Origin of the sequence: Shewanella sp. NKUCC06_TVS, from assembly GCF_019345515.1 — a bacterium.
Taxonomy (GTDB): Bacteria; Pseudomonadota; Gammaproteobacteria; order Enterobacterales; family Shewanellaceae; genus Shewanella; species Shewanella oncorhynchi.
Genome location: NZ_JAHKQX010000015.1, coordinates 55,367 through 75,125 on the forward strand (window position 1 = coordinate 55,367; position 19,759 = coordinate 75,125).

Genomic DNA, 19,759 nt, shown 5'->3' on the forward strand with positions numbered 1-19,759 from the left:
CTTGGAGCTAAAAATATGAAATCTGTGAATCACTTAGTGTTAACGCCGGGCAGCTTGAGCCTAGCGCAATTGCGCGAAATCAGCCGTCATAAGTTGACACTGGAACTCGCACCAGAGGCCATTACTGATATCAACACCAGTGCGCAAATCGTGCAGAAAGTGTTGGATGAAGGCCGTACCGTTTATGGCATCAACACGGGCTTTGGCTTGTTGGCCAATACCAAGATAGCGCCCGAAGATCTGCAATTGCTGCAACGTTCTATCGTGTTGTCACATGCCGCTGGCACGGGGCAATACATGCAAGATGCCACAGTGCGCTTGATGATGGTGTTAAAAATCAACTCATTAAGTCGTGGTTTTTCAGGCATTCGTTTAGAAGTGATTAACTTCTTAATCAGTTTAGTGAACGCCGAAGTCTATCCCTGCGTGCCAGAAAAAGGCTCTGTTGGCGCCTCGGGTGACTTAGCGCCACTGGCGCACATGTGTTTGCCTATGCTGGGTGAAGGCGAAATGAGCTATCGAGGCGAGTTAATTTCTGCCGCCGAAGGTTTAGAAATCGCTGGCCTTAAGCCAATCGATTTGGCGGCCAAAGAAGGGTTAGCTTTGCTTAACGGCACGCAAGCGTCGACAGCGCTGGCACTGGAAGGGTTATTCCACGCTGAAGACTTGTTCGCAGCAAGTTCTGTGATCGGTGCTATGAGTGTCGAAGCGGCTATGGGCAGCCGTAGCCCGTTTGATCCTCGCATCCATGCGGCGCGTGGTCAGAAAGGTCAAATCGATTCGGCCATGGTCTTCCGTCATCTACTGGGTGAAGAGTCTGAGATAAGCTTAAGTCACGCTAATTGTGAAAAGGTGCAAGATCCTTACTCACTGCGCTGTCAGCCACAGGTGCTCGGTGCTTGCTTGACCCAAATTCGTCACGCGGCCGATGTGTTAGGCACAGAGGCCAATGGCGTAACCGATAACCCACTGGTGTTTCAAGATACAGGCGATATCATTTCTGGCGGTAACTTCCACGCCGAACCCGTGGCTATGGCGGCGGATAATCTGGCGATTGCGATTGCTGAACTGGGCTCCATTGCCGAGCGTCGTATTGCGTTATTGATCGATTCTAGCCTATCTAAACTGCCGCCATTTTTGGTAAAAAACGGCGGGGTGAACTCGGGCTTTATGATCGCCCAAGTGACGGCGGCGGCATTGGCGTCTGAGAACAAGACCTACGCTCATCCGGCATCAGTTGACAGCTTGCCAACATCGGCAAACCAAGAAGACCATGTTTCTATGGCGACCTTTGCGGCGCGCCGCTTGCGCGATATGAGCGAAAATACCCGTGGTGTACTGGCAATTGAATTGTTAGCGGCGGCTCAGGGTTTAGATTTCCGCGCGCCTTTAGCCCCAAGTGTCGCAGTAGCTAAGGCTAAAGCCGAATTACGTGAAGTCGTCGCTTATTACGATAAAGACAGATACTTCGCGCCAGATATCGAAGCCGCGACAGATTTGTTGTATACAGCGAGCTTTAACACTTATCTGCCAGCAGGAACGCTAGCCAGCTTTTAGGCGTTTGTTTTAGTTTAATGGCTGAACAGGTGTTTACTCCGCGGGAATAGGCTGCACTGAGGCGCTTTTGTTATCGCGCCCAGATTTTGCGCCTCAATGTGCTAAAAATAAGCGTTAAAAGGCAAAATTTAAGGTGCAGGCAGATTGCTTGTGCCTTTTTCTTTGGTTTTTATCTGCTTTTCCTCGATCTTTGTCTTTGCCATTTTGGTGTGTTTAACACCGCAGACTCTGCACTTTTTGCCCTAATCTTTACATTGTCAGTTTTTGTGGCTGTCTATCCCTCTAGAAACCGTTACCTTTGTGTTTTTATCCGCCATCATTATGCATATTTGAATGCATGTAATCATTTTTAATAACCACAACCATATGATGTGGGACAATATGGGGTTGTCATGTTGGACAAAATGTCTTTTGTGGTTTATTGGTTTTTAATTCCTTAAATTGTGCTTTTATTATCATTTATTGGTCTTTGGCGCTTTATTTGAAATGTTTTTTGGAGTTAAGTTCTGTGGTTGTTTATTTGAGATCTTGATCTCATGTCATTATTTGTTATCTATTTCTTCTTTGGGGATAATCTTAAATTAAGTGTGGTCTTTAGTAGGACTCACTCAATCGGTTGCCATTTTTACCACAGCAACCACTAGACTCATAACGACAAGAGTGTGAGAGGACGCAATGAACAGACGCCAGTTTTTTAGACTGTGTGCTGCCGGAGCTGCCACCTCAGCAATTTCAGCGTTGGGATTGATGTCCGAAAAGGCCTATGCGGCCGTTCGAGAATTCAAACTCATTAGCGCGAAAGAAACCCGCAATAACTGCTGCTATTGCTCAGTGGGTTGCGGATTGCTGATGTACAGCAAAGGAAGTAACGGCAAAAACGCCGAACAAAGTATTTTCCATATCGAAGGGGATGCAGACCATCCAGTCAACCGCGGGGCCTTGTGTCCTAAGGGTGCTGGTCTAGTGGATTATGTGAACAGCCCTAATCGTCTTAAATATCCTGAGTACCGTGCGCCAGGCAGTAATGAATGGACTCGTATCAGCTGGACTGAAGCTTACCAACGCATCGCCCGTCTGATGAAGAATGACCGTGATGCTAACTTGATTGAAAAGAATTCTGCTGGGATGACGGTTAACCGTTGGCTTAGCACTGGGATGATGACCTCGTCGGCGATGCCGAATGAAGGCGGCTATATCACCCAGAAATTTGCACGGGCACTGGGCCTAGTTGCAATCGATACTATTGCGCGTAACTGACACTCTCCAACGGTAGCAAGTCTTGCTCCGACATTTGGACGTGGTGCCATGACCAACCACTGGATCGATATTAAAAACTCTAATTTGATCATTATTATGGGCGGTAATGCTGCAGAGGCTCACCCTGTCGGATTCGGCTGGGTTACAGAAGCTATGCAACATAACAACGCTAAACTTTTGGTGGTCGATCCTCGCTTCACCCGTAGCGCCGCTGTGGCCGATTACTATGCGCCGATCCGCTCGGGCACAGATATCGCCTTCCTGCTCGGGGTGATCCGCTATCTTATTGAAACCAAACAAGTGAACTACGACTATGTTAAGGCTTATACCAATGCCAGTTACATAGTGCGCGAAGACTTCTCTTTTAGTGAAGGTCTGTTCAGTGGTTTCGATGAAGAAACAGATAGCTACAATAAAGAGTCTTGGTATTACGAGTTAGACGAACAGGGTTACGCGAAAATCGATCCTAGCTTCGAACATCCACGCTGTGTGTGGAACTTAATGAAGCAACATGTAGAACGCTATGACTTTGAAACAGTAAGCAATATTACCGGTACGCCGATTGCGGACTATGAGATCGTTTGCCAACAAATTGGTAGCACTCATACCCACGATAGAGCCGCGACCTTTATGTATGCCTTAGGTTGGACTCACCACAGTAAAGGGGCGCAGAACATTCGCTCTATGGCCATGGTGCAGTTGCTGCTGGGTAACATTGGGGTGTTGGGCGGTGGTGTTAACGCTCTGCGCGGACACTCGAACGTGCAAGGCGCGACCGATATGGGTTTATTGTGTCAAAGCTTGCCCGGTTACCTCAAGTTACCGAACGAAAAAGACATTAATCTTAAAACCTATCTCCACAACTATACCCCTGTCGCTCTGCGTCCGGGTCAAACCAACTATTGGCAAAATTACCCTAAATTCTTTGTTTCACAAATGAAGAGCTTTTGGGGCGATAACGCTACGGTTGAAAATGACTTTGGTTATGACTGGTTGCCGAAATGGGACAAGCAGTACGACTTTACTAAACACTTAGATATGGCTTTCCACGGCGAAGTGAATGGCTACATTATCCAAGGTGTTAACGCCATTAACTCTATGCCAAACCGTAATAAGGTACTCAAAGCCTTGAGTAATCTTAAATACATGGTGGTGTTAGATGCCTTGGCAACGGAAACCGCAACCTTCTGGCAAAATGCCGATGGCTTCAATGAAGTCAATCCCGCTGAAATCATGACGGAAGTGTTCCGTTTACCTACGACATGTTTTGCCGAGGAAGAAGGTTCCATCGTCAACTCTGGCCGTTGGATGCAGTGGCATTGGAAGGGAGCTAACCCGCCGGGTGAAGCCAAGCCAGATGCTGAGATTCTCTCTGGCGTCTTAATGGCAATGCGTGAACTGTACAAACAAGAGGGCGGTAAGCTGCCTGAGCCAGTGCACGCGATGAGCTGGAATTACCACAATCCTCACTCACCGCACGCTGAAGAAATCGCTCGCGAGCTTAACGGTAAGGATCTCGTGACTCAACGTCAGCTCAGTAGTTTTGCTGAACTGAAAGCTGATGGTAGTACCGCCAGCGCCTGTTGGATTTATGCGGGTTCTTGGACCGAAGAAGGCAACTTGATGGCTCGCCGTGACAACCATGATCCTTCCGGTAAAGGTGTTACTCCGGGTTGGGCATTTGCTTGGCCAGCAAACCGTCGTGTGCTGTATAACCGCGCTTCTTGCGATATCAACGGCAAACCTTGGGATCCAAAACGCACTATCGTCGAGTGGGTTGACGGTAAGTGGCACGGTATCGATGTGGGCGACTTCAATATGAAGTTAACACCACAGGAATCCGCTGGCCCCTTCATCATGCAACCCGAAGGTGTGGGTCGTTTCTTCGCCCTTAAACTATTGGCCGAAGGTCCGTTCCCTGAGCACTACGAGCCGATGGAGTCGCCTATTGGGTTGAACCCGTTACACAAGGTCACCAGTAACCCTGCGGTACGTATGTTACCGGGTGTGAAGGAAACCTTAGGTTCCCATAAGGACTTCCCTTATGTGGCAACTACTTACTGTGTAACTGAACACTTTAACTTCTGGTCTACGCATGCTCGTTTAGCTGCGATTTCTATGCCTGAAACCTTCGTCGAAATCGATGAAATGTTAGCGGCAGAAAAAGGTATCGCCAATGGGGATTGGGTCACTGTCAGCTCTAAACGCGGCAGCATTGAAACCAAAGCTTTAGTGACTAAACGGCTACAGCCGTTAAAGGTAAATGGCCAGTTAGTCCATACCGTCGGGTTACCCCGTCACGGCAGCCATAATGCACTCACTCGTAAGAGTTACTCCTGTAACGTACTCACCACGGAAGTGGGGGATGCAAATACACAGGTGCCTGAGTTCAAAGCATTTTTGGTTAACATCACTAAAGCGGAGGGGATCTGATTATGGCATCACAAGACATTATCCGCCGCTCCGGTACTTCAGCGGTGACGCCTGCGGCAAAGGGGCGTAATTCGTCAGAAAAGGTCGCCAAGCTGTTCGACGCCACTAAGTGTAATGGCTGTAAAGCCTGCCAAGTGGCGTGTTCTGAGTGGAATGATTTACGGGAAGAAGTGGGCACGTTCCAAGGCAGTTACCAAAACCCCATGTCGCTATCGGGCCAATGTTGGACTCTGATGGAGTTCCATGAGGTGATGGAAAGCAACAAGCTGCGTTGGCAATTTACCCACTCGGCCTGTATGCACTGTGCCGATCCTGCCTGCTTAACGGCCTGTTCGACCTCGGGCGCGATTATCCAGCACGCCAATGGTGTGGTGGACTTCGATTCGGACAAATGTATCGGCTGCGGTTATTGCGCCAGTGCTTGTCCTTTCGATGTGCCCAAAATAGATCCTAAGGATAACAAGGCCTACAAGTGCACTATGTGCTCTGACCGTTTGGCTGTGGGATTGGAACCTTCCTGCGTTAAGTCCTGTACCACAGGGGCGCTGCGTTTTGGCACCCGTGAGGACATGTTGTTCTACTCGCAAAAACGGGTCGAAGAACTGAAGGAAAAGGGCTTTGCTAAGGCAGGACTTTATAACCCTGAGGGTGTAGGTGGCACGGGTATGATGATGATATTGCACGATATCAATCAGCCAGAAAGCTACAACATGCCCGATAACCCGCAGATCCCACTGTCACTCACTCTGTGGCAGGACTGGGTCAAACCTTTAGGCACTATGGGCATTCTTGCCACTGCCGCCGTCGCTTGTCTGCATAAGATCACCGTCGGTCGCAATATAGTCGAAGAAGACCAACCGGGTTATCAACCGCCAGAGGAAGAGGCTAAGCAGGAAGAGGGGGCCGACAAATGAGCAAGCATGATAAGCAAGAAATGATAGTGCGTCACAAGCTGTTCGATCGCATCTGTCATTGGTTCATTGTGGCGGTTGGCCTAGTGACATTTCTCACTGGCTTTTCCTTCTTCTATCCGTCGTTTCAATGGCTTGGGGCGATAGCGGGCACACCGCAATTGGCGAAGTTTATTCATCCCATTGCGGGCTTGATGATGTGCTTACCTCTGATGTTGATGTTGGTACGTTACTACAAACACAACAAATGGGAAAAGCACGACCTCGCTTGGATGCTCGCCATTAAGGATGTGATGTTCGAGAACGAGGAGAAAATCCCGCCTATCGGCCATTACAACCCAGGGCAAAAGGTATTGTTTCGCGCCTTCGTGCTGACATCTATCACTTTAACGGTGACGGGAATCATCATGTGGCAGCCTTACTTTGCGCCCTATTTCTCCGCCACTGTGGTGGGTTGGGCCATTCTGTTGCACGCCATTTGTGCGCTCATCATGTTGATTTTTGTGATGGTGCATTTCTGGATGGCGACATGGGTGGAAGGGTCGGTTACGGGCATGCTTTACGGCAAAGTCTCTAAGGCTTGGTGCCGCAAACATCACCCTGTGATGTTGGATGAACATTCGGACGTGGAGAAACATTAATGAGTCATACAGCCGAGATACCTCTGGCCCAAGGCCGCGAATCGCCGCTGGAACTTAAACCGTTAAAAGCGGCAGATCCCCAAGCTGTGTATCACAGAAGGGCGCAGCGTTTGCTGTCATTGGCCAAGGACTCGCCGCTGGCTGACTACTTTGAGCTATGTCGCCGTTTGGTCTCTATACAGGCCAGGTTAGCGCAGGAGGCTGACTTCGGTAAGCTTCTCGCTTGGGGGAAAGATGAGGCGACTCCGCTTTCCCTGTTGGGCTCAGAGGCAGATAGCTATTGGCAAGGACTGCTACAGCAACTGTTAAGTGATTTGTTGCCGCAGGTGGATGAATCCATTGCTCGGGTAGTGCGTTTGCTGATGCAGCAATCGCCCGAGCAACTGAGTTCTTGGGGGCGTTCACTACGCCAAGGGCATGTCAGTGAAGTGCCTGCCCGTTTTAGCTTATTCATCTGGGCGGCGATGGGCGTTTATTGGTCGCATTGGGCACCTATGGTCATCAAGCGGATGGATCCGTGCAAGGTGGCGCAGCAGAGTATGTGTCCCGTGTGTGGATGTCATCCAGTGGCGAGTGTGATTGTCGATCAGCCCCGAGCTGGTTTGCGCTACCTGCATTGCAGTCTGTGCGAGAGCGAATGGCATTACATTCGTGCCCATTGCACCAGTTGCGGTCAGGACAAAGAGATGACGATTTGGTCGCTAGATGATGCCAAGGCTCAAGTGCGGATCGAAAGCTGCGATGAATGTCATGGCTATACCAAGATGATGTTCGTCGAAAACTCGCCGTCTATGGATGTGGCGGCAGACGATCTCGCAACCTTGATGTTAGACAGTGAGCTAAATGCTAAGGGCTTTGGTGCAACAACACTGAACCCACTGCTACTGGCCCACGAAACCACGTAAGCCACATAGCTTAAACAAATGCGGGAGGGAATCGGGTTGCTGATCCCTTCCTGCTTTTTATAAACCAATGGCAATAATATAAACAAAATGGCACAGATGATGACCCAAGCACCTGAAACACTACAAGTTCTGTACCGAGCTTTGCCTTCAATGGATAGCCTACTTGCAGAGCCTAGTTTTGTGGTATTGCAGCAGTCCTACGGCAAAGCGGCAGTAAAGGCCGCACTGGATACCCAGTTAAAGGCGGCGCGCAGCTTAATCGGCCGTGAGCACTGTTTGCCGACATGGTGTGGCGATCTTGCGCAATTGCACAGATGTTTGGTTGATCAACTGTCTAACGATTACAGCCACAGCTTAAAACCCGTGTGGAATCTCACTGGCACCATATTGCATACCAACCTTGGCCGAGCGCAACAGTCAGAAGCGGCAATTCGAGCCGTGACTTCTGTTATGCGCTATCCCACACCGCTGGAGTTTGAGCTTGCGGCAGGTGAACGTGGTCACAGAGATAATGCGATCAGTGCTTTGATCCAGCGCTTAACGGGTGCCGAGGCTTGTTGTGTTGTGAATAACAATGCCGCAGCTGTGTTGTTGATGCTGTCAGCGGTGGCGGCGGGGAAAGAAGTCATCGTCTCCCGTGGTGAGTTGGTGGAAATTGGCGGCGCGTTTCGCATCCCTGACATTATGCGCCAAGCGGGCTGCACCTTAGTCGAGGTCGGCAGCACCAATCGGACTCACCTTAAGGATTATGAGCAGGCCATTACTGAAAATACCGCTGCGATAATGAAGGTCCACACCAGTAATTATCATATTAGTGGTTTTACTGCCGCAGTGGAGGAGGCAAGGCTGGGTCAGTTATGCCGTGAGCGTGGCATATCACTCATTTCAGATCTTGGCAGCGGTTCACTGACGGATCTGCGCCGCTTTGGTCTAAAGCAAGAACCTACACCCCAAGCCATGTTAGCCGATGGGGTTGATCTAGTCAGTTTTTCCGGTGACAAACTATTGGGTGGCCCTCAGTCTGGTTTAATCGTTGGCAAACAGTCGCTGATTAAGCAGTTACAGAGTCATCCACTAAAGCGCGCCCTGCGTTGCGATAAGCTGATTTTGGCGGCGTTAGAAGCGACATTGATCCACTATCTTAACCCTGAAACCTTAGACATTGAGCTGCCTATTATGGCGAAATTTGCCCGTAGCCAAGAGACGTTATGGCAGATTGGTCGTCGCTTACAGCAAGCTTTGGTTCCACACTTTGAACCTTGTTATCGCATTGAGTTAGTCGAGTGCCAAACACAGGTCGGCAGTGGCTCGCAGCCCGATACTTTTTTACCTTCAGTGGCGTTGTGTTTTACCGCACTCAATGGCGGTAGTTTAAGTTTGTTAGAACAACAATTTAAGCAGGCGGCACGGCCTATCATAGGCCGCATGAGTCAGGACCAACTCAGGTTAGATCTGCGCGGTCTTGATAGTGAAGCCGAACTCCTCGCCGAGTTGAGCACTTTAGGTGTGCAGTTGTGATCATTGTGACTGCGGGTCATGTCGATCATGGCAAGAGCACGCTTATTCGTGCTTTGACTGGGATGAATACCGATCGTCTGCCGGAGGAAAAACGCCGTGGTATGACGATCGATCTTGGCTATGCGTTTATGCCACTTCGAGATGGTTCGCGCTTTGCTTTTATTGATGTGCCCGGCCACGAAAAATTTATCAACAACATGCTGGTGGGTGTGAGTCATGCTCGACACGCCCTGTTGGTGATGGCCTGTGACGATGGCGTAATGCCGCAAACCCGTGAGCATTTGCAAATTCTTGCGCTCTTACCTTTGCACAGTTTGACCTTAGTGCTAACTAAGCGGGATTTAGTTGATAGTGACAAGGCGGCACAGCTTGTCGCCGATGGACTCACTTTGCTCGCCGAGTATGGCATTGAAGCCAGTGGTGTTTTTGAAGTGTCGGCGAATGGAACCGCCGACTTAGCATCCAATGGCGTGGCGGCGCTGAAGGCGCATATTCTTGATTTAGGTGAGCAAGAGTCAAAGCGAGCGGAGGATGCCAGCAGCTTTAGGATGACGCTCGATCGCGCCTTTAGTGTGAAAGGTGCGGGTTGTGTCGTGACGGGCACAGTGATCAGCGGCAGCGTATGTGTGGGGGATAGTCTTTTTAGCTCAGGGCAAAAGGCCAAACTCAGAGTGCGAGGCATACATTGTCAGGGACAAGAAGCCCAAAGGGCTGTCACGGGTACACGCGTAGCACTCAATTTAACGGGTGTCGATAACCATAGGGAGCCAGAGCGTGGCGATTGGCTGAGCAGTTTGCCTCAAGCCGAGCTCTGTAGCCGCCCTGTTGTGCACATTCGAGCCTTCGATTTTTTAGGCAGTGAGCCATTAGTGCATTGGCAAAATGTCCACTGTCACCATGGCGCCGATCATACTTTAGGTCGAGTTTCCCTGTTAAATGAAGCTGATGAAGAAGGCTTCTATCTGGCGGAGTTAGTACTCGAAAAGCCACTACTCCTATGTCAGGACGATCGAATTGTCCTGCGACACATTGGGGGTAAACAGACTTTAGGTGCGGGGCGAGTGTTGGCGTTGAAAGTCCCTAATCGTAAGAAACGTACGCCTGAACGAGTCGCGAGATTACTGCAATTAGCACGCTTGGATAATCCTGCCCATGTGGTGGCTTTACTCGGCCAAACTCAGGCGCTAGATCTTGATGAAATCGCGTGGCGTTGGCAATTAACTGACGAAGGGCTGGCTATGCTGTTAGCCCAAGCGGGTTTAGTCCGTTTTGGGGCATTTGCTATAGCGACAAGTTTACTTGAGCAAGAAAAACAACAGTTTATTACTTTACTTAGCGAGTTCCATCAACAGCATCCCGACCAACTTGGGCTTGGGCGTAATCGCCTGCAGCGCATGAGCCATAGCGCTTTGCCGCCCGAATTAGCCAATAAAGTGCTCGACACGCTTTGCCAAGAAGGTCGCATGGTGCTGCGTGGTGCCTTGTTGCAGCTCGCTGAACATAAAATAGTGCTAGATGCTGAGGCGCAGCATTGTTGGCAGGCGCTTGCGCCTTGGCTGGCACAGCAAACAGCCCCTGTATGGGTCACCGAAATGGGCGAATACCTTGCGCTAGAACCTGCCAAATTAAGGCTGCTGTGTTTCCAGCTGGTGCAGCAGGGGTTTATTACTGCTGTGGTGAAGGACAGATATTTGCTCAGCGAGCAAATCTGTTACTACGCCAGCTTAGTGCGTACTCATATTGCAGAACACGGCAAGCTCGAAACGGCAGAATTTAAAGACATGGTTGGGCTTGGGCGTAAGGTGAGTATTCAACTGCTTGAGTTCTTTGACAGAAGTGGTTTTACCCGTAGGAAGTATCGCAGTAATAGCCGAGAAGTTCGGGATGCCGAGTTGTTTTTTTCCCATGAGAATTGGCGGAAGAACATAGGAGTCGAACCTACCCAGGACTGCTGGCAGCCCTACCCGGATTTGAAATCCGGACGCCTCACCGGAGACGACGTTCTTCCAATAGAAGACTTAGGGATAGTAGAAAATGCGTAAGGATGATTCAAGGCGATTCTTATTTAGTTTATGGGTTTGTGATACAAGTCTTAAATTGTCATCAAACTAATTGTTTTTATTTGGTTTTATAGTTTTAAAGGGGCGCTATGGAATATCATTCACATGAAGTGGTGACAGAAAGAAACGTGATCTTGTTAGAACATGGGCACGCATCTGAGCTGACTGACTACTTAGCTAATGAAGTGCGGGTCGCACTGGTCTATAACGGCATAGCGCATACCGTGATGTTGGCGAGCCCTCAAGATTTAGAAGCCTTCGCTATTGGTTTTACGTTATCTGAACGTATCGTTTCCCATATCAATGATATCAAAGGGGTGGAGCTCGAGTTCACCAGTGAAGGTGTGTTGATCCAAGTGGAAATCAACCAACGATGCTTTATGGAACTCAAGCAACAAAGGCGCAATATGGCAGGACGCACAGGTTGTGGATTGTGCGGCGTCGCCCAGCTCGAAGAGGCCGTTAAGCCTGTGATGCGGGTGGACTCAGATGCCAGATTCGATATCGAACACTTACAGGTCGCACTTGGGCAAATTCAAGATAATCAACAACATTTTAAGCTGACGGGTGCCACTCATGCGGCCATGGGGCTTAACCATCAAGGACAGATCATCGCCGCCTATGAGGATATAGGCAGGCATATCGCACTAGACAAGCTAATTGGCGCCTTTTCCGCTCACAATGTGGAACGTCCAGTGGCCGTATTGCTCACCAGTCGCGCGAGTTTTGAGATGGTGCAAAAGGCCGCTAGTGCCAATATCCAAATTCTGTTTGCTATGTCCGCCGTGACTTCACTGGCGTTGGAATTAGCAGAGAAAAGCAATATCACGCTTATCGGTTTTTGCCGTAATGGCAGGGCAACGCTTTACACCCACGGTTATCGCCTGTTGGGGCAGCAGTGTGTCAGCTTAGCTAAAGCCATTTAAGCGTGAGGCCACTTGAGATTGAAGTTGTCGAACGACTTCAATCATTCTGGCACACAGGTTATAAGCGCATTGCGCTTATTTTTTATAGTCTCGTTCATTAGGGTAATGACATGACATGGCAACAATTTAAACAAGAATATTTAGTCCGTTTTTGGGCGCCTATGCCAGCGGTTATCGCTGCGGGTATCCTTTCTACTTACTATTTTGGTTTGACCGGAACCTTCTGGGCTGTTACTGGGGAATTCACTCGTTGGGGTGGTCATTTACTGCAGTTTTTAGGTGCAGAGCCTGAAACCTGGGGTTATTTCAAAGTGATAGGTCTGCAGGGCTCTCCTCTAGATCGTATCGACGGCATGATGATTATCGGTATGTTTGGTGGTTGTATTGCCGCTGCGCTTTGGGCCAATAACGTCAAACTGCGTATGCCACAGAGCCGTATCCGTATTGCTCAGGCACTGATCGGCGGCATTATTGCTGGCTTTGGTGCCCGTTTAGCTATGGGTTGTAACCTTGCCGCCTTCTTCACGGGTATTCCTCAGTTCTCTTTACATGCTTGGTTCTTTGCTTTGGCGACGGCGGCAGGTTCTTACTTTGGTGCAAGATTTACCTTACTGCCGATGTTCCGTATTCCGATAAAACTGAAAAAGGTAAATAAAGCGACTTCAATCAAGCAGGACGAAAACCAAGCTAGACGTCGTTTCCGCATCGGTATGTTGGTGTTTGTAGGCATCGTCGGTTGGGGGTTGTTGACTATGTTCAATGCGCCAAAACTCGGCATTGCTATGCTCTGTGGTGTTGGTTTTGGTTTATTAATCGAACGGGCCCAAATCTGCTTTACCTCAGCGTTCCGCGATATGTGGATCACTGGTCGTACTCACATGGCGAAGGCGATTATCTTAGGCATGGCGGTCAGTGCGATAGGTATTTACAGCTATGTGCAACTGGGTGTGCCACCTAAGATCATGTGGGCTGGCCCTAATGCGGTGATCGGCGGCTTACTGTTTGGTTTTGGTATTGTACTGGCTGGTGGTTGTGAAACGGGTTGGATGTATCGTGCAGTCGAAGGCCAAGTGCATTTCTGGTGGGTGGGCTTAGGTAACGTGTTGGGTTCAACCTTACTGGCGTATTACTGGGATGATATCGCTCAGCCATTAGCAACGAACTGGGACAAAGTTAATTTACTGACCAGCTTTGGCGATAAAGGCGGATTATTGCTGACCTATGTGCTGCTGGGGCTCTCCTTTGGCGCTATGTTGCTGTGGGAGAAACGTTTCTTTGCTCGTAAGGCGAAGCGTGATGAACAATTGCTAGCGGAGGCGGCGTAATGGCTCAATATATTCCAGATTATCAACTCGATATGGTGGGTGAACCTTGCCCTTATCCCGCAGTGGCTACCCTTGAGGCTATGCCAAAGTTAAAGCCCGGTGAAATTCTCGAGGTGATTAGTGACTGTCCGCAGTCTATTAACAACATTCCCCTCGACGCTAAAAATCATGGTTATAAAGTGCTGGAAATTGAGCAGAATGGTCCGACTATTCGTTATCTGATCCAGCGTTGAGGATAGGACTATGTTGACTATTCTCAGTGGCTTAGGTATTGGCTTAGCCATGGGATTTGTGATGCAAAGGGGTAGATTTTGTATGGCGGGCGGGATCCGCGATACCTATCTGCAACGGGACTTTACCATGGTGATCGCTATTTTGATTGCCATCAGCATCCAAAGTCTAGGGCTGTTCCTGTTTTACGAATGGGGTTGGGTTAAATTGCCAGAAGGGCATTTCCCTTGGTTGGCAACCTTAGTCGGTGGTGTATTGTTTGGTGTGGGTATGGCAGCAGCGGGAAGCTGCTCCACTGGTGCCTATTACCGCGCTGCCGAAGGGTTGGCTGCCAGTGTGATGGCCGTTCTCGGTTTTATTGCTGCCAGTAAATTAGTGCGTCTCGATGAGTTGAAAGGTCTACTTAAACCTTTTAAACAGCATCAATTTGAGGACCAAACGCTCTATCAAACTCTGGGCGTTTCCCCTTGGGTGATCGTGCTTGTCCTCGTATTACTCACATTGTGGTTGGCATTGGGTTATCTCAAACGCCGCAAACGTCCGGTTGCACTGATGGCACCCCGTAAAACGGGTTTAGCTCATTGGTTGTTTGAAGCGCGCTGGCATCCCTTTGTAAGTGCTTTGCTGATTGGTTTACTGGCGCTACTTGCATGGCCTGCAAGTCTTGAAAGTGGCCGTGTAGGCAGTGTTGGGATCAGTGGCCCGAGTGCGCAGTTATGGGATCTTGTCACCACAGGTAACACTAAGTTCTTTAGTTGGCCTGGATATTTTCTCTTGGGATTATTTGTAGGTGCCTTTATCGCTGCCCGGGGCAGTGCTGAGCAGCGCTGGCGCTACCCAGGTCATAAAGTGGTGTTATTTGGGTTTATTGGTGGCCTGTTGATGGGCGTGGGGAGCGGGCTTGCCGGAGGTTGCATGCTTGGTAATGCGCTCGTTGGCGCGGCTTATTTGTCGTGGCAAGGCTGGCTATTTATCCCTGCTATTTTATTTGGCAGTTGGTGCTTTAACTATTTTGCGCTACTGAGGCCAATGCGTCTTGCGCAGATTTAACTTTTATAAAGGAGCTGTATATGGAACAGTATCTCGACACAACGGGTAAGCTATGCCCTTTTCCTTTAATTGAGCTACAACGCTTAATTGCGAGTCTTGAGACTGGCGATAAAGTGGTACTGGATTACGATTGTGGCCAAGCAACTGAGAATATTCCCCGCTGGGCGGCTGAAGCTGGGCATGAGGTGACACACTTTGCCCAGAAGGGCGATGCTGCTTGGACTATGACGATTCAAAAAGGCTAACTCGTCCTCAACTAAAAAGCGCTGCATTTGCAGCGCTTTTTGATCTTAGCCTTGGCAATCTACTGGCAGATATTCATCCGGAATACCGTTGCTGCTGCAAACCCAAGTGATATTATTTTGCTCATCAACTTGAGGCGATAGATAGACTTCATAGCCTTGATAATCCCCGAGTGCTTCGCTTCCTATAAAACCGACTATGCCATCTGTGTACAGATTAAATGTCGCAATCTGCTCGTCCGTGAGTCCAAGCACATCCAATTCGGTTGGCCAAGCTTTGTTGGTTTGATAGTAGCCGACTAAGATGTCAGTGATCGGTGCCAGTGCTTGATGTTGCTGGTCGATACTGGCAATAGCCAGTGCCGCATCGGGTACATTCAATGCTGCTGGTGTGGCTTCGGTCGTGGTTGGCGCCTCATAACTCGTGGCGGCACCCATCTTCTCTTGATAGTCCTTATACGCTGGCAACGCGACTGCTGCAGCAATACCAATAATCGCAGCGAAGATTATCAATCCACCGCCTGCTGTGCCTAAACGTGGCATAAAGAAGCTGAGTACATAGGCCCATGCACTGCGTGATGGCGGTGCATATTCCACTCCTTGTGCTTTGGCTTGGACTCTTGCCATGCGCTTGGTCAACCAAGGATAGCTGCCATTAAGCTCGTGCAGCGACATCCAAAAACCACTCGACTCACTGGCTTGGCGGATATATTGATCCACATTCATACGTTTCCATTGCTCGACACCAGCGGCTAACACAGCAACGGCATTTGTGGCTGAACGTAAGCTGTTGCAGCAACGTAATCCGTGGAGATCGCAGGTATATTCACAGGCGCGAGAATAAGCCGCACCGACTAAAGGTAACCAAGTGGCGAAGACTAAGAAGGGCGCTTTACCTATATGATTGCGGCGAATATGGCCTAACTCGTGGCCGATATAGAAGTTGAGCGCATCTTTATCTGACTCAAGCGCATCCACAATCGATGAAAATAGCACTATATAGTTGCGACCGAGGAAGCGTGTCGCCAGTGCGTTTAACATGCCATCAGCTGCCAATAAGTAAGCGCGTGGTGGCTCGCGCATTTCTAAACGTTCGCAACACGCTAAATATTGTTTATGTAATTCAGGAAATTGCTCTGCATTGATTTCGACAGCCGTGCCTTTTAAGTAGCTGATAAAGGCGGAGTGGCTAAAGAGATAAATAATGAAAAACATCAACACATAGAGCAGCGCCATGCCAAAAGTGCCTATGATCAATGCCGCCCAGACGATCCCAGAAATAATAGCTAACAGAGTGAACAGCGATTTTTCCTTCGAATAGACAATATCTGTCATTTGAATGGGATTCTCGTTCCCTGCGGTAATAACTTGTTCCATGTTGATCCTTTTCCTTGTGAAGAGACAAACGGCGTGAAAGTAGTCAATTTTACTCGAAAATTCAACCACTATCGTGTGCAAAGCAAAAAATTAACCGTTTTGACATTCAGTTTAATCAGCTATGCGCAAATTGGAGTAGGTCGATTTCATCAGGATTTTGTGGTTTTTTGGCGCTAGAGAGTCCGATTATGCAGGCGGACACAGATTGGTAAGTGGCTCTTAGTCTCTGGGCATTTTCCTCGCAGCGCACTAGAATTAGGTGTTTTCGCAGCATATCGGCTGAGGGTTAAGTCTTAAGTTAGAACCGAGATAAAAGTAAATCACATCACTATGAGTGCACTTTAAGGCATGGTTCTTCAAGGCATAGTGCTTTGAGTCAGGCTCGGTTAAGCCTATATAGGGTTAGCTATGGTAAGCGTTAAAACAAACCACAGAAATACAAAGGAATTGAGATGGCTAAGTTAACAAATAAGATGATAAGTAATCGATTGGGTTTCAAATGGTACTGTGCCGCAGGCGTGATGGTTAGCGCGTTAAGTGCGGGAGTAATGGCGGCTAATGCACCTTCTTTTGACTGCACGAAAGTAAATTCTGGCAGTATTGAAGACATGGTCTGTAAGGATGCGGGGCTGAACCAACTTGATAATCAGTTAGCTAAGGTTTATAGCCAAGCGCTTGAAAAAGCGAAGAATGAACAACCTCCTACTTTAAAGGCGATGCAACGTGGTTGGGTGAAAGGCCGTAATGAATGCTGGAAGAGCGACGATAAGCACGCGTGTATTGAATCTAGCTATCAAACCCGCATTGCCGAACTGCAGGCACAATATCGTTTAGTCGACATGACCGGCCCAGTGTTTTATGCCTGTGACGGCAATCCAGCTAACGAAGTGGTCGTGACTTATTTTAAAACCGAACCTGCAACCCTGGTTGCTGAACATGGTGATAGTACTTCATTAATGTTTGTGCAACCCAGCGGCAGCGGCGCTAAGTATCAAGGCCGCAATGAAAGCCTATGGGAACATCAAGGCGAAGCTAAAGTAGTTTGGGGCTACGAAGCACCAGAAATGACCTGTAAACTGGTGACCAAATAGGATTGATTTAAGGTCGCCATGAAACAAGCTCTCGTGCATATCGCCTTAGTCGTAAGAGATTACGATGAGGCGATTGATTTTTATGTGAATAAATTAAAATTCGAATTAGTTGAAGACACTTATCAAGCCGAGCAAGATAAGCGCTGGGTCGTTGTTGCCCCACCGGGTTCTAAGGGCGCTTCTATCTTGTTAGCGCGGGCGTCTAAACCTGAGCAGTTCGATTTTATCGGTAATCAGGCGGGTGGTCGGGTGTTTTTATTCTTGAATACCGATGATTTTTGGCGTGATTATCGCCGTATGGTCGCCGATGGCGTGGAGTTTGCGCGCGAGCCGCAAGAACAAGACTATGGCACAGTCGCTGTGTTTAAAGATCTCTACGGTAACTTATGGGATTTACTGCAATTGAATGATGAACATCCTATGGCTCACAGGTTAGCGTATCGGGAGCCAGGATTAGAAGTTAACCCCTAATCCTAAGGTGTAGCTGGTATCTCTCGTATTGCCTATCACTGTTTTAGTGTCGTTGAAGTCATATTTAAATGACAAATAAATCCGCTGAGTTAGTAGATATTTAAGTCCTACTGTCGAGTTTGAGATGTAATCAATCGAAGGCATATCTGGGAAGGCAATTTGCAGATCGGCATAGGACTCTAAAATGCCACCAAACCAATATTGTTTATAGTTAAGTGAGGCCGCCCAAGCATTTAGTTCTAGTTTAAAGGACTGTTGTTCAAGCCAAAAATGGTTGTAGGTTACGACGAAGTCTAATTTATCGCGCCCAGCACCCCAAAAGCGATAACCAGGACCGAGCGCTGCATAATAGCTATGGCTATCGATGCCGAGTTTATCTTCTTCATAAAAATCTTCCTGACGTAACAGCCAATGCTCATTGAGTAGATAGTCTAATGAATAATGTCCTTCGAGGGTGTTGCGCTTAGTCACGTCATCTTCGGTTTCATAGCGCACTTCGGTCTTGAGATTATGTCGCCATTGCAAGGTTTCCGCTGTGATATCGCCTTTGATATGTAGCTTCTGACTATTTTTCTTGTTTTTGGTGACATCAAGTGTGGTTTCTACACTACCGTTAAAATTCCAATCTGAGTTTGCATAGTGCTGCGAAAATCTCAACTCACTCACGGGAGTGTGCTGGTTATTAATTAATACCATGCCATGTTCATTAGAGGCTTGAATTCTTATGTCCTGTATGGAACGACTGACACTCCAAGGTCTAGTATCTGTGACTTCGAGGCTGAGAATAGCACTGCGTTGAATGGTAATTTTAGGGGTATAACTGGTGTTGATGATGAGATTTTGATCGTTAAACTCTTTAATTTCACCGCTAATTTTATCGCCATTGAGCAAAAAAACTGTGTCGGCATAACACAAGGGGCTGACACTACAGAGCGTAGCAACAAGGTACAATGCTGGATTGGATATCAGATTATGCATCTTGCTCGTGGGCTCAAAATAAAGGGAGAGTAAGTGTTGTCATTCTACTCGAACACAGGCTCTACAAAGCAATAACATTTGATAAAAGTGTTGATAAGGGATTGAAAACGGGTTCGCAATCCCTTACTTCTTTGCCTGTTAGCGTGAGTTAATTTCGGTTATTTTGAGGTTAATGAGCTGCTTCTGCCATTGGGATTTATCTATGCCTTCGACCCAAATGACGCTGCTTTTACGCTGTTCGCCTTTGCGTAGATAGGTCTCAGGCATGCGGAAAATGGCTTCCCACACTTCGAGTTTTTCGGTTTTGAGCAAAGTACCATTATCGGCGAAGAAGCTAGCTTCAACTTCAACTAAGGTAACGTGTTCATTGCTGGTGCTGGCGAGATCGAAGCTGAGTCCGAGTTTGTCGCCTTTCCATTGACCTTCAGCAAAGCTGACTTTGATCCCATCTTTTGCCGTTGAGCCTAATAGCTCAGGTTGGGTAATCGCAGTGGCGGTCAAGGTGGTGACTGGCGCAGCAACAGTTTGAGTGGTAACTGCGGCACTTGGGACACTGGCAATATTGCTCGATGCACTTGCTACGGCTGCAGTGGCTAAGGCATTGGGCGCTGCTTTGGTTTCAGTGATCACGTATTCCCAGGTAAAGTCGTCTTTGAGTCTGACTTGGGCGCCATTTTCTAGGGTGATATTGGCTACGTCGGCCGCCATAACCGATGATGTTAGCAATAACAATGAGCTAAGTGCGCTAAGGCGTAATGAAGTGTGCATTAATTTTCTGGCTCCGAT

Annotated in this window: 17 protein-coding genes and 1 tRNA gene; 13 read left to right on the forward strand and 5 right to left on the reverse strand. The window is 48.4% G+C overall.

The genetic code is table 11. The annotated features are described in order from the left end of the window. The first annotated feature begins 15 nt into the window (after positions 1-15). From hutH to selA, 6 genes are all read left to right on the forward strand, one after another. Positions 16-1,557 (forward strand): histidine ammonia-lyase, encoded by a 1,542-nt coding sequence (hutH, locus tag KO531_RS16425; RefSeq protein WP_113941242.1) that lies wholly within the window; start codon positions 16-18, stop codon positions 1,555-1,557. 675 nt (positions 1,558-2,232) lie between these two features. Continuing rightward, a complete protein-coding gene (fdnG, locus tag KO531_RS16430; protein WP_173496974.1) occupies positions 2,233-5,247 on the forward strand; it encodes a formate dehydrogenase-N subunit alpha in 3,015 nt (1,004 codons plus the stop codon). Between the two features lie 2 nt (positions 5,248-5,249). After that, a complete protein-coding gene (fdxH, locus tag KO531_RS16435) occupies positions 5,250-6,161 on the forward strand; it encodes a formate dehydrogenase subunit beta (protein WP_168826883.1) in 912 nt (303 codons plus the stop codon). Then, the gene (locus KO531_RS16440) at positions 6,158-6,799 is read left to right on the forward strand and encodes a formate dehydrogenase subunit gamma (protein WP_011982054.1); all 642 of its coding nucleotides are present in this window, start codon (positions 6,158-6,160) and stop codon (positions 6,797-6,799) included. Before fdxH ends, KO531_RS16440 begins: the two co-directional genes overlap by 4 nt. Further along, a complete protein-coding gene (gene fdhE, locus KO531_RS16445; RefSeq protein WP_219251711.1) occupies positions 6,799-7,704 on the forward strand; it encodes a formate dehydrogenase accessory protein FdhE in 906 nt (301 codons plus the stop codon). Before KO531_RS16440 ends, fdhE begins: the two co-directional genes overlap by 1 nt. A 96-nt stretch (positions 7,705-7,800) precedes the next feature. Beyond that, a complete protein-coding gene (gene selA / locus KO531_RS16450) occupies positions 7,801-9,222 on the forward strand; it encodes an L-seryl-tRNA(Sec) selenium transferase (RefSeq protein WP_219251753.1) in 1,422 nt (473 codons plus the stop codon). A gap of 214 nt (positions 9,223-9,436) precedes the next feature. On the opposite strand, the gene KO531_RS22465 is transcribed toward selA, so the two are convergent. Together KO531_RS22465 and KO531_RS16460 are read right to left on the reverse strand one after the other, a co-directional pair. Next, complete coding sequence (locus KO531_RS22465) at positions 9,437-9,904, reverse strand: hypothetical protein (protein WP_251068990.1); 468 nt, start codon at positions 9,902-9,904, stop codon at positions 9,437-9,439. Positions 9,905-11,135: 1,231 nt separating this feature from the next. Then, positions 11,136-11,230, reverse strand: a tRNA-Sec gene (locus tag KO531_RS16460). A gap of 141 nt (positions 11,231-11,371) precedes the next feature. Between KO531_RS16460 and fdhD the strand changes: the two genes are divergently transcribed. From fdhD to KO531_RS16485, 5 genes are all read left to right on the forward strand, one after another. Continuing rightward, a complete protein-coding gene (fdhD, locus tag KO531_RS16465; RefSeq protein ID WP_113941247.1) occupies positions 11,372-12,208 on the forward strand; it encodes a formate dehydrogenase accessory sulfurtransferase FdhD in 837 nt (278 codons plus the stop codon). A gap of 110 nt (positions 12,209-12,318) precedes the next feature. Further along, entirely contained in the window at positions 12,319-13,533 is a 1,215-nt protein-coding gene (yedE, locus tag KO531_RS16470; RefSeq protein WP_107946195.1) for a selenium metabolism membrane protein YedE/FdhT, read from the forward strand. After that, positions 13,533-13,766 (forward strand): sulfurtransferase-like selenium metabolism protein YedF, encoded by a 234-nt coding sequence (gene yedF / locus KO531_RS16475; RefSeq protein WP_107946196.1) that lies wholly within the window; start codon positions 13,533-13,535, stop codon positions 13,764-13,766. Before yedE ends, yedF begins: the two co-directional genes overlap by 1 nt. 10 nt (positions 13,767-13,776) lie before the next feature. Further along, the gene (locus tag KO531_RS16480; protein ID WP_219251712.1) at positions 13,777-14,814 is read left to right on the forward strand and encodes a YeeE/YedE family protein; all 1,038 of its coding nucleotides are present in this window, start codon (positions 13,777-13,779) and stop codon (positions 14,812-14,814) included. A 20-nt stretch (positions 14,815-14,834) separates the two neighbouring features. Beyond that, positions 14,835-15,059 (forward strand): sulfurtransferase TusA family protein, encoded by a 225-nt coding sequence (locus KO531_RS16485; RefSeq protein WP_107946198.1) that lies wholly within the window; start codon positions 14,835-14,837, stop codon positions 15,057-15,059. 45 nt (positions 15,060-15,104) lie between these two features. Here KO531_RS16485 and KO531_RS16490 read toward each other — a convergent pair whose 3' ends face one another. Then, positions 15,105-16,433 carry a M48 family metallopeptidase gene (locus KO531_RS16490; RefSeq protein ID WP_113941250.1) on the reverse strand — a complete coding sequence of 443 codons (1,329 nt, stop codon included), beginning with the start codon at positions 16,431-16,433 and terminating at the stop codon, positions 15,105-15,107. A gap of 452 nt (positions 16,434-16,885) precedes the next feature. Here KO531_RS16490 and KO531_RS16495 point away from each other — a divergent pair, with 452 nt between their 5' ends. Beyond that, positions 16,886-17,524, forward strand: a complete 639-nt coding sequence (locus tag KO531_RS16495; RefSeq protein ID WP_219251713.1) for an MliC family protein — start codon at positions 16,886-16,888, stop codon at positions 17,522-17,524. Positions 17,525-17,542: 18 nt separating this feature from the next. After that, positions 17,543-17,995, forward strand: coding sequence for a VOC family protein (locus KO531_RS16500; RefSeq protein ID WP_219251714.1), 453 nt, complete (start codon positions 17,543-17,545; stop codon positions 17,993-17,995). Here KO531_RS16500 and KO531_RS16505 read toward each other — a convergent pair. Continuing rightward, positions 17,978-18,973: a DUF481 domain-containing protein gene (locus tag KO531_RS16505; RefSeq protein ID WP_219251715.1), complete on the reverse strand. Its 996-nt coding sequence runs from the start codon at positions 18,971-18,973 to the stop codon at positions 17,978-17,980. The genes KO531_RS16500 and KO531_RS16505 overlap by 18 nt on opposite strands. A 138-nt stretch (positions 18,974-19,111) precedes the next feature. Continuing rightward, complete coding sequence (locus tag KO531_RS16510) at positions 19,112-19,741, reverse strand: DUF3157 family protein (RefSeq protein WP_105250959.1); 630 nt, start codon at positions 19,739-19,741, stop codon at positions 19,112-19,114. Positions 19,742-19,759 lie beyond the last annotated feature (18 nt).

Excerpts from the sequence above, each read along its gene's own strand:
- yedF (WP_107946196.1), top strand. The coding sequence starts at position 13,533 with ATGGCTCAATATATTCCAGATTATCAACTCGATATGGTGGGTGAACCT.
- hutH (WP_113941242.1), top strand. The coding sequence starts at position 16 with ATGAAATCTGTGAATCACTTAGTGTTAACGCCGGGCAGCTTGAGCCTA.
- KO531_RS16500 (WP_219251714.1), top strand. The coding sequence starts at position 17,543 with ATGAAACAAGCTCTCGTGCATATCGCCTTAGTCGTAAGAGATTACGAT.
- KO531_RS16490 (WP_113941250.1), bottom strand. The coding sequence starts at position 16,433 with ATGGAACAAGTTATTACCGCAGGGAACGAGAATCCCATTCAAATGACA.
- selA (WP_219251753.1), top strand. The coding sequence starts at position 7,801 with ATGATGACCCAAGCACCTGAAACACTACAAGTTCTGTACCGAGCTTTG.
- KO531_RS16505 (WP_219251715.1), bottom strand. The coding sequence starts at position 18,973 with ATGCATAATCTGATATCCAATCCAGCATTGTACCTTGTTGCTACGCTC.
- KO531_RS16495 (WP_219251713.1), top strand. The coding sequence starts at position 16,886 with ATGGCTAAGTTAACAAATAAGATGATAAGTAATCGATTGGGTTTCAAA.
- fdhD (WP_113941247.1), top strand. The coding sequence starts at position 11,372 with ATGGAATATCATTCACATGAAGTGGTGACAGAAAGAAACGTGATCTTG.
- KO531_RS16440 (WP_011982054.1), top strand. The coding sequence starts at position 6,158 with ATGAGCAAGCATGATAAGCAAGAAATGATAGTGCGTCACAAGCTGTTC.
- KO531_RS22465 (WP_251068990.1), bottom strand. The coding sequence starts at position 9,904 with ATGCCTCGCACTCTGAGTTTGGCCTTTTGCCCTGAGCTAAAAAGACTA.
- fdxH (WP_168826883.1), top strand. The coding sequence starts at position 5,250 with ATGGCATCACAAGACATTATCCGCCGCTCCGGTACTTCAGCGGTGACG.
- KO531_RS16480 (WP_219251712.1), top strand. The coding sequence starts at position 13,777 with ATGTTGACTATTCTCAGTGGCTTAGGTATTGGCTTAGCCATGGGATTT.
- fdhE (WP_219251711.1), top strand. The coding sequence starts at position 6,799 with ATGAGTCATACAGCCGAGATACCTCTGGCCCAAGGCCGCGAATCGCCG.
- yedE (WP_107946195.1), top strand. The coding sequence starts at position 12,319 with ATGACATGGCAACAATTTAAACAAGAATATTTAGTCCGTTTTTGGGCG.
- KO531_RS16485 (WP_107946198.1), top strand. The coding sequence starts at position 14,835 with ATGGAACAGTATCTCGACACAACGGGTAAGCTATGCCCTTTTCCTTTA.
- KO531_RS16510 (WP_105250959.1), bottom strand. The coding sequence starts at position 19,741 with ATGCACACTTCATTACGCCTTAGCGCACTTAGCTCATTGTTATTGCTA.